At 50.0% G+C, this 7,945-nt stretch carries 10 protein-coding genes; 4 read left to right on the forward strand and 6 right to left on the reverse strand.

Annotated features, from left to right (window positions below; translation table 11 throughout):
* On the forward strand, nt 1-1,577 hold a 1,577-nt coding region (locus tag M0974_RS23420), incomplete at its 5' end, for a site-specific integrase (RefSeq protein ID WP_297842515.1).
* Nucleotides 1,578-1,594: 17 nt separating this feature from the next.
* Here M0974_RS23420 and M0974_RS33365 read toward each other — a convergent pair.
* On the reverse strand, nt 1,595-1,921 hold the full coding sequence (locus M0974_RS33365) for a DUF2290 domain-containing protein (protein ID WP_367279044.1): 327 nt from the start codon (nt 1,919-1,921) through the stop codon (nt 1,595-1,597).
* A gap of 13 nt (nt 1,922-1,934) precedes the next feature.
* Nucleotides 1,935-2,354 carry a hypothetical protein gene (locus M0974_RS23425; protein WP_297842518.1) on the reverse strand — a complete coding sequence of 140 codons (420 nt, stop codon included), beginning with the start codon at nt 2,352-2,354 and terminating at the stop codon, nt 1,935-1,937.
* Nucleotides 2,355-2,545: 191 nt separating this feature from the next.
* Between M0974_RS23425 and M0974_RS23430 the strand changes: the two genes are divergently transcribed.
* Nucleotides 2,546-2,731 (forward strand): hypothetical protein, encoded by a 186-nt coding sequence (locus M0974_RS23430; protein WP_297842521.1) that lies wholly within the window; start codon nt 2,546-2,548, stop codon nt 2,729-2,731.
* Nucleotides 2,732-2,857: 126 nt separating this feature from the next.
* Here the strand turns inward: M0974_RS23430 and M0974_RS23435 are convergent, their stop codons facing one another.
* Both M0974_RS23435 and M0974_RS23440 read right to left on the reverse strand, forming a co-directional pair.
* A complete protein-coding gene (locus tag M0974_RS23435; RefSeq protein WP_297842523.1) occupies nt 2,858-3,769 on the reverse strand; it encodes an IS1595 family transposase in 912 nt (303 codons plus the stop codon).
* A 57-nt stretch (nt 3,770-3,826) separates the two neighbouring features.
* Nucleotides 3,827-4,081 (reverse strand): helix-turn-helix transcriptional regulator, encoded by a 255-nt coding sequence (locus M0974_RS23440; protein WP_297842527.1) that lies wholly within the window; start codon nt 4,079-4,081, stop codon nt 3,827-3,829.
* Nucleotides 4,082-4,162: 81 nt separating this feature from the next.
* Here M0974_RS23440 and M0974_RS23445 point away from each other — a divergent pair, with 81 nt between their 5' ends.
* Both M0974_RS23445 and M0974_RS23450 read left to right on the forward strand, forming a co-directional pair.
* Nucleotides 4,163-4,663 (forward strand): hypothetical protein, encoded by a 501-nt coding sequence (locus M0974_RS23445; RefSeq protein WP_297842530.1) that lies wholly within the window; start codon nt 4,163-4,165, stop codon nt 4,661-4,663.
* Nucleotides 4,664-4,719: 56 nt separating this feature from the next.
* Complete coding sequence (locus M0974_RS23450; RefSeq protein WP_297842533.1) at nt 4,720-4,995, forward strand: hypothetical protein; 276 nt, start codon at nt 4,720-4,722, stop codon at nt 4,993-4,995.
* 152 nt (nt 4,996-5,147) lie between these two features.
* Here the strand turns inward: M0974_RS23450 and M0974_RS23455 are convergent, their stop codons facing one another.
* Nucleotides 5,148-5,546, reverse strand: a complete 399-nt coding sequence (locus M0974_RS23455; protein WP_297842536.1) for a DUF2290 domain-containing protein — start codon at nt 5,544-5,546, stop codon at nt 5,148-5,150.
* Nucleotides 5,536-7,707: an ATP-binding domain-containing protein gene (locus tag M0974_RS23460; protein ID WP_297842539.1), complete on the reverse strand. Its 2,172-nt coding sequence runs from the start codon at nt 7,705-7,707 to the stop codon at nt 5,536-5,538. The genes M0974_RS23455 and M0974_RS23460 overlap by 11 nt, the downstream gene beginning before the upstream one ends.
* Nucleotides 7,708-7,945: the final 238 nt, after the last annotated feature.

Genomic DNA, 7,945 nt, shown 5'->3' on the forward strand with positions numbered 1-7,945 from the left:
GGAAATCGTCGAACAGACGGTCTCCTAAGCGTATTTGCTACGATTTGCTGTTACGATTTGGTTCGAGCGTCGATCCCGAAAAGTCCCAGAAATCTGCGAGAAATTGCTCGCGCGGCTGTTACGGTTTCACTCCCGAGAATCTTCCCAAAGGGATGTGTATTCGAGGCGGTCAGTTCTACTATCGCCGCAATGTTCCGAAGGATGCTCAGGGGCTGATCGGTCGTACTGAGATTTGGAGATCGTTGAGGACCGACAGTCTGAAATTGGCTGTTCGTCGCCTGTCGAGTGTGGCGGCGCAGATCGAATCCGTCATTGAGCTTGCTCGATCTCATGCTGGCCTCACTGTGGATGAGACGCTCCTGAGACCGCTTGGGGACGATCCCGGCCCACGATCCATAATAGCCACCGAGCCAGCAAAGCAAGCAGGCCCCACGCTCGATCAATCGTCAGCGATCCCTCCTGTCAGCGCGACGGTGACGCTGGCTGAGGCATACGAGCAATATCTGACCGACCCCACGCACTCGTGGTCTGCGAGGACACGCGAGGCATTTGAAACGAGCCGAAGGATGGCGGTTGCGGTGATCGGTGCCGACACGCCTATCGTGACGGTTTCGAGGGCTCATTGCCGCGATTACATCGAAGTGCTGCGCTCCCTTCCTCGCAACGCCACCAAGCGCTTTCCAAAGCTAACTCCTCGACAGGCATCAGAGCGAGCGCGAGAAGCTGGTGACCACGAGGTGATCAGCGCTGCCAATGTGAACGTGTATCTCGGCAACCTGTCGAGCTTCCTGAACTGGGCTGTTAACGAGGAGCTTCTCGTTCGAAATCCAGCGCGCGGCCTTCGGCTGCATGATGAGACCGCCAAGAAGGACAAACGGTTCCCATTTTCACCAGAGCAGTTGCGGACGATCTTCAACGCGCCGCTCTATCGGGGCTGCGTCGATGGTGAGCGGGGTTACGCCACTCCCGGCGCCGAACGCCCCCGCAATGCGCGTTTTTGGGTGCCACTTATCGGCCTGCACGCTGGCATGCGGCTTAACGAGATTTGCCAGTTGGATGTGACCGATGTTCGTTCAATCGACGGAATTCAGTGCATCGTGGTCAGCGAGACATCGAAGATCGGCAGCATCGACAAAATCCTTAAGACTGGCGCGAGCGAGCGCATCATTCCGCTGCATAGAAACCTACTGGAATGTGGCCTACTTCAATATGTTGATGCGCAGCGCCGTGCCGGTAAGGCGAAGCTGTTCGAGGAAATCGATCCCGGCACCAAAGGCATTCGCGCGGTCGCCTTTTCAAAGTGGTTCACCCAATTTCTGCGGGCCTGCGGCGCATATCGGGAACGGACTTGCTACCACTCCTTCCGGCACAACTTCCGAGACGAATTGAGGGCTGCGAGGATCGACCACGATATCGCGATGGCTCTAGGAGGCTGGACTCGTTCTAGCTCGATGAATGGCGGAGCATCAGAAAATTATGGCCTCGGGGTTCGCATTGGAGCACTTCACGAAGCAATCAATGCGATACAGTTTTCAGGCATAGAGATTGGAAATCTGCGAGACGCTGCGAGATTTTAAATATTATTTTCAATAATTTAAGTTAGATCAGAAACGCGTAGATGCATGTGACGACGTTCACGCTCAGTGATCGTTGGCTGTAACGTCAAAGCGCCCTCCCTGATGTCACCGCAAAATCGCCGAAACGGCGTGTTATAGAAGGCTCTTAGGACGAAATTTATAAAGAAGAAGGGAGATACACCTCCTGATACCGGTATTCGACAATTCCTATATTGGCCCATAGTCAAGTGTGATACAGGGTGCTCATAGTCAACTCCCGCCGCTCGATCAAAATCAAATCGAATAGGAACTGTCACTACATTTCTTTCAACGACATCACCATAAAGTTCGTCATTCTCATATATTTCGCTATTATGCCTATCCGCTTAGCACAGGTCCGAGATGATTTCTTAATATGATCTCAGAAGCTTCTGCGGCGGCGGGATTATCCTTGAAGTTGGCATGCATATAGATCGGCACTTTGAAGGCGACACGATGGGTCTGTTCATTTGAGTTTGTAATATTTTTCTCAGATTTTCCGCCGAGTTCTGCGCTAATTTTGCCGATAGAGGCGACTTTAATTTCGCCCCCGACTTTTGCTGCTCCCCCTGCGGCGTTTTCTGCGGATTCGGTAACGAGAACTGAAACATCGAATTCCACGTAGGATTTCTCGTCGATTTGCACGCCGTCGAGTCTAGAGGGGCTGATTGCTACGAGGTCTTTAGCTCGTGCGCGTGCTAGTTCCACGCCGAGTGCGATTTCGTAGAGGGTATCGTGGATGAAGCTGCTCAAACGCATTTTTGGCATCCTATGAATAAATAAGCTATGGAAAACAGATGATTATCTAACAAATGTGAACTTATCGAACCTCAAGAATCGAAGTCCGATCCTTTGCAGCCATTGGAGCCATTAAAAATACCGCAAAAGCGCGGCGTAAGAAGGGTTATCAAACCGCGAGGCTAAATAAGTCACTAGATATGAGGTGACTTATGGAACAAAAAATACCGCCCCCCTCGAAGATCATGTCCATCGTCAAGCGCCAGCCCGATGGAAAATATGTCAGCGTTGATTCTTATTTTATCGATGATGAGGATAATCGCGTCGAACCGCCGCAGTTAAAGCGTCCAGAAGATTCTGGCAGCCTCGTCCTGCAAGATTCGTTGGATCGGCATTAACGCAAAGTCGTGCCATATCGCTAGCATCTATCAAACCTTTAAGGTTTTCAAGATTGGCCCCAGAATATGTCGCTTCAAGCCCACATACTTGGCATGTCGCCTTCACCAGAACCATTCATGCCCCCATCATCCTACCAGTGCCTGATAGGTGATTCCAGTTCGGGTTGCCAGACGGTTGAGGACGAATTCCGCGACGGGTCCGTTCCGCCGATTGAAACGATAATTCCACTCCCGCAAGTAGCGGTGAAGGTGCTTTTTCGACACGCCGTGGTGGGTGCCGTTCAGCCATGCTTTCAGGTTCGAAAACATGATATGAACCATGGGCAGATGTTCGCCAGCAGCGGGACCAGAAGCGATCACGCCATGATGCTTGAAGCCAGCATCTTTCAGACCGTTGTAGCCACGCCAGCCATCAGTGATTATCCGAGCTTTCGGCGCGACATTGCGCGTCATAAAGTCGGTTAGGGTCGTGGCATCCGCCGATTCAATCACTTCTATACGGGCATTTCCCGCAATCCACTCGCGGTTACCCTTTTTTGCCAAAACTTTCTCGACCGCCAGCACCACGGTCGCCTTTTTATCGTTCTTTGACCGCCCACGGAGCCCCTTCTCGCGATAGCCACCATAGAAAGTTTCATCAGCTTCGATGAAGTTTTTAAGCTCGAAACCGTTACGCTCGAACAGGGCGGCGCGGAGCTTATGACACATGAGCCACGCAGTATCGTAGCGCATGCCCAGTTCGCGGCTGACATGCATCGCTGACACACCGCGCTTGTCACTAGCCATCATGTAAGCAGCCAAAAACCATTTTGTCAGATCGGTGCGGGTCTTGTGAAAGACCGTTCCAGCAGTGACAGAATGCTGATGATGACAGCCAGAGCATTCAAAGATGCGGGGACGGCTCTTCAGGTGATGAGCCTTAGTTGATCCGCATTTGCTGCATGAAAATCCGTCCGCCCAGCGAAGCTTAGCAATGGCGGCAATACACGCTGTTTCATCGGGATATTTGCGAATGAAGGATAGGATGCCGTTGCTCATAGCAAACTTCATATGCGATTATCGCATATAGTCAAGTGTATTTCTTGATTCACTGAACTATTTTACAGAAGATGCGATCCTCTTTGCAATATCTTGGAATAACGCTACAGGATCAACTTCAAGTGCTATGGCGAGATCGTAGAATTCGACAACATCGATGCGCCGCTGACAGCGTTCGATATTGCTGATGTAGCTTTGGTCTTTACCCACTCGTTCGGCGAGATCGGCTTGAAACAGCCCAGCGCTTTGGCGTGCTTCGATCAGCCCGCCTACCATCGCTCGGTGCGCATCCGTGAATAGCGATTTCGCCATGCCTGTTGAACTACATGCGACAATCGCATATGCAGTTTTCTCATATGGCGGTCAGTGGGATGCGCCGACTGAGGGGGCAAAATGACTACACAGATCGGGTTCTGGAAAGCCCTTCCTATCGCCCTCCTGATGTTGGCAGGATGCTCGAACGCATCCCCTACGGATAGCGCATCCCCTACGGATAGCGCAGCCCCTACCGATAGCGCAGCAAAAGCCTCAGGCACCCCTTCGATAGATTCAGGGCCTATCATAGCAACAATCACCTGCACGATGGCCGACAATGCACCAGTTGACCCATCCGCATGTTTTCAAAGCAGTCAGGAAAATGTCGGTGGAAACTTAAAAATCACCAGCGGCGGTATAGCTAAACAATATTCTCAGAGCGAAATAATGCAGCCCGCTATGCAACCGAATGGCCCAACCCTAAAATTTAATCTGACCAAGCCATTCGAGGTCGAGGTTCAGGCCAACAGCGATGAAACCTTTATCACTCAGGTTGTCATTAAGCAGGGCAGCAAGACCATATTTCAAGACCAGACGAGCAAACTGGGTGTGATCGACGCAAAAAGCGACGCTTTGTAACCGCTGGCAATCCCAATCATAACGAACTACCTCCCCTCATGCGAGGGAGAGAACGCATGGCTCTATTTGTAGTCGGGTATGATCTGAAAACTGAAAAAGGCCAAAAGCGCGACTATGGCCCCATTGAGGAGGCCCTTGAGGCATTGGACTCCTGCCATACGCAGGCTTCTGTCTGGTATGTGGATCGAGACGGAACGGCTGACGACCTGTTCGCGCATCTCAAACCGAGTCTTGAAGGAATAGACCCCTTGATGGTCGTGGAATTCGACAAGAAGCCGTCGTGGCGACTAGGAAAACCCGGCACAAAAGCGTGGTTAGACGCAAAATTCTAACCATCACCGTCTTCATTCGGCCCCGTAGATGCCGCCAATAACGTGATCGGCAGGCGTAACATACCTGCCACAAAAAATATCACGTTTGCTTTCCAATTCGGATGGCCCCGATAACTCATAAATCACCTCATTATGTGGTGACTTATTTAGCTTTACGCGAAAGTGGCGAAGGTCTGGGTAGTTCTCGGGAAACCTGTGCTAAGCGGATAGGCATATTCGCTATTATTTTGATACTCTAAGAGATCAGGTGATGGAAAAAATGCGAGCCTGTGACGAGTGAGTTCATCAGAATTATACCTGTAGAGTAGCTGAATCAATCCTCCATCTATCAGCTTCATATTAAATGATCTATTTTCGATTAGAGCCATATAGGCTTCTGCATAAGGTATGTTTCTCAAGGTAACAGACAGATTATCGGTATTTCCAAAAGTTACATCAGCCAAAATTCCATCCCGCCTTAGCGAGGGGAAATTTTGATCAATGCACAAACCGGTGGAAATGAGATCGGCTGTTAGGCTCTGTATCTCGGTGATGGCCGCCTCAGGCGTCACGCCCACCTGCTCCGTTGTTTAGAAGGCTCCGAAGGGCTGCAATGTCATCAGCAGGAAGGTCTTCAATCAGAACGCGGCCAGCACCAATATCCGATATCAGTCGGTTCAAATTGGTGGCCGCGCCCTTGATTGTTTTCTGTTCCAAGGCCGATCTGTCACGATTAACGACCTTGAGTTTTTTCCGAACTTCGGCGGGAGGGTATATGAAATTGAGTTCGTAGTTCTGGGATTCGACCCGCTCATATTCAGCTTTCAATCTCGCCATATTAGGGCCGACTCCCAACACCTTCACCCATGCCTTGCTTCTAGTTATGGCGGTGAATAGCTGGTTGCGCACCTTTCCCGCATTGTAGGGGCCGCCGTAGCAATCTTGAGCGTTGATCACATAGACCATCCCGGCCTCATTGCCCTTTGCTCTGAAAATTCCAGTGAATGCGACAGATTCTTGATCCCCCCGAAAAAAGACATCAGACGAGGTATCAACTCCGGCGACATGTGATTGAATTCCTTTCTCAAAGAGCAACCGCCTCGGAATTGCTACTTGCTTGACCGTCGAGATCGGATCAGGGTTTATGACGATTATATCATCATGATGAAGTTCATCACTTCCGAGGTTTTTTTCAATCTGGTCTGCTAGCCATTGTGCTTGCTGCGCAGTGTTTTCAAATTCAACAAACTCAATCAACCGATCAACCTGAGACGGAGCTTCTAAAAATTGAGGGCTCGATTCGGGCGTGCGCGATAGAACGACTTGGTGCCCATCTTCTAGAGAGCCAGCCTTAACTGCATATCCAACATCCCTCCACAACTCAGCCCGGTCAAACATTTGGATAAGACCAGTTTCAGTCTTGATATCAACATCTCGATAGATACCGAATCCCAAAGCGTGAGCGGTGGCCAGAACAGGTCGTGAATTACGATAACATTTTTCGAGAATAATATCCTGACTTGGCCTACCTTTGACTGGCTCGTCAAAGACAACATTTGGTTGCCCATTCGCATTTTGACCAAATAGCTCATCAGGTGGTGGAAGACTACTCTCAGTAAGTGATTGAAGTTCGTCATATGCGTAAACAAGACGTTTATTTTCCCCAAGCGATGCAAAGCAAAGTCGCAAAAAATTCGGATCGAAATCCTGAGCCTCATCAACCAATATGGCGTCAAAAATCTTCTTCTCGCCGCTTGCCGCAGTGAGAGCCAAATTAACCACGCCACTAAAAGCAGTTTGCGTAGAAAATTTATCCTTTGCCCTCTGAAAATCCCAAAACTCTATGCCGTTAGCTTGACAATATTGATAATATACACCCGAACGGTTAACGCTTCCCGGGGCACCCCAAGCATTGATTATCTGTATTTTATCCCAATCTGGTTGATCTTTAGTCTGTTCAAATACAAAGTTCTGAATGAACTTACGAAATTGATCCTTAAGAGATCGCGTATTAAATGTTACCGCAATCTTCCATTCAGGATGCTGGACGTGCAAATACGCAGCCTTCAATGCCAATATTATTGTTTTTCCCGACCCAGCCAGTCCACGAATTCGCTGAACTCCTTCGACTGTCTCAATAACGGCTCGACTTTGCAGAGAATCTAGATTGGCAATCGAATCTTCGAGTCTTTTAAGAATGGCTCCGCGAGAGTCAGGTCTAGCCGTAGATCGCTTACGCCGCCCACTTCTAATAGATGAAATTGACTGTATTACTGAATGTGCACGCTCATATAGGTCCGGACGGGACCATGTGATTTCATGAATTATTGCGCGGATTGATGCATCGTCCGAAGCAATTCTGTAATCTGAGTTTGGTGCGCCCGTTCTTGACCCAGCGAGAGGCGCAAAGGTCACTACAACGGGTTCGGCTAACAGTTTTCGCCCCTGCATGAGGTCGTTATGAGCACGAAGCCGCGTCTCAAGTTTGTTGGCATAGTCGTCTTGGACCACCTCAAAGCCAGTGGCATCGGCACCTTCAATGAGGTGGAATATAACCACTCCATGCTGCGGGCTCACCCAAAGCGCGTCAACAGAACTTACGCCCTCAGCCCCAGCTAGGACTGGATATCCAACATACAGAACGCCGTGCTCATTAAACTCCGCTTCAATCAGCCGAGCAAGTCTCTCGCTGGTCACAGGCTTGTTGGTTGAGCCCCAGATTACATCAGTCATGGAATTTCACGTTATCCCAGCATTGCGAGATCGAGGCATAGCAAGCTTTTTGGATGGATGCCATGAAGGTAGCGCCTATACCGCGCGCGGCGGGCAATCGTGGTCTTCGTCAAACCGTAACAGCCGCGCGAGCAATTTCTCGCAGATTTCTGGGACTTTTCGGGATCGACGCTCGAACCAAATCGTAACAGCAAATCGTAGCAAATACGCTTAGGAGACCGTCTGTTCGACGATTTCC

The sequence above is a fragment of the Pseudomonas sp. genome, assembly GCF_026224925.1.
In the GTDB taxonomy this organism is placed as follows: Bacteria; Pseudomonadota; Gammaproteobacteria; order Pseudomonadales; family Pseudomonadaceae; genus Aquipseudomonas.

Bases quoted from the DNA above. Each gene is read 5' to 3' on its own strand.
- M0974_RS23430 (WP_297842521.1), top strand. From the start codon at position 2,546: ATGGAACAAAAAATACCGCCCCCCTCGAAGATCATGTCCATCGTCAAG.
- M0974_RS23425 (WP_297842518.1), bottom strand. From the start codon at position 2,354: ATGCGTTTGAGCAGCTTCATCCACGATACCCTCTACGAAATCGCACTC.
- M0974_RS23450 (WP_297842533.1), top strand. From the start codon at position 4,720: ATGGCTCTATTTGTAGTCGGGTATGATCTGAAAACTGAAAAAGGCCAA.
- M0974_RS23440 (WP_297842527.1), bottom strand. From the start codon at position 4,081: ATGGCGAAATCGCTATTCACGGATGCGCACCGAGCGATGGTAGGCGGG.
- M0974_RS23435 (WP_297842523.1), bottom strand. From the start codon at position 3,769: ATGAGCAACGGCATCCTATCCTTCATTCGCAAATATCCCGATGAAACA.
- M0974_RS23445 (WP_297842530.1), top strand. From the start codon at position 4,163: ATGACTACACAGATCGGGTTCTGGAAAGCCCTTCCTATCGCCCTCCTG.
- M0974_RS23460 (WP_297842539.1), bottom strand. From the start codon at position 7,707: ATGACTGATGTAATCTGGGGCTCAACCAACAAGCCTGTGACCAGCGAG.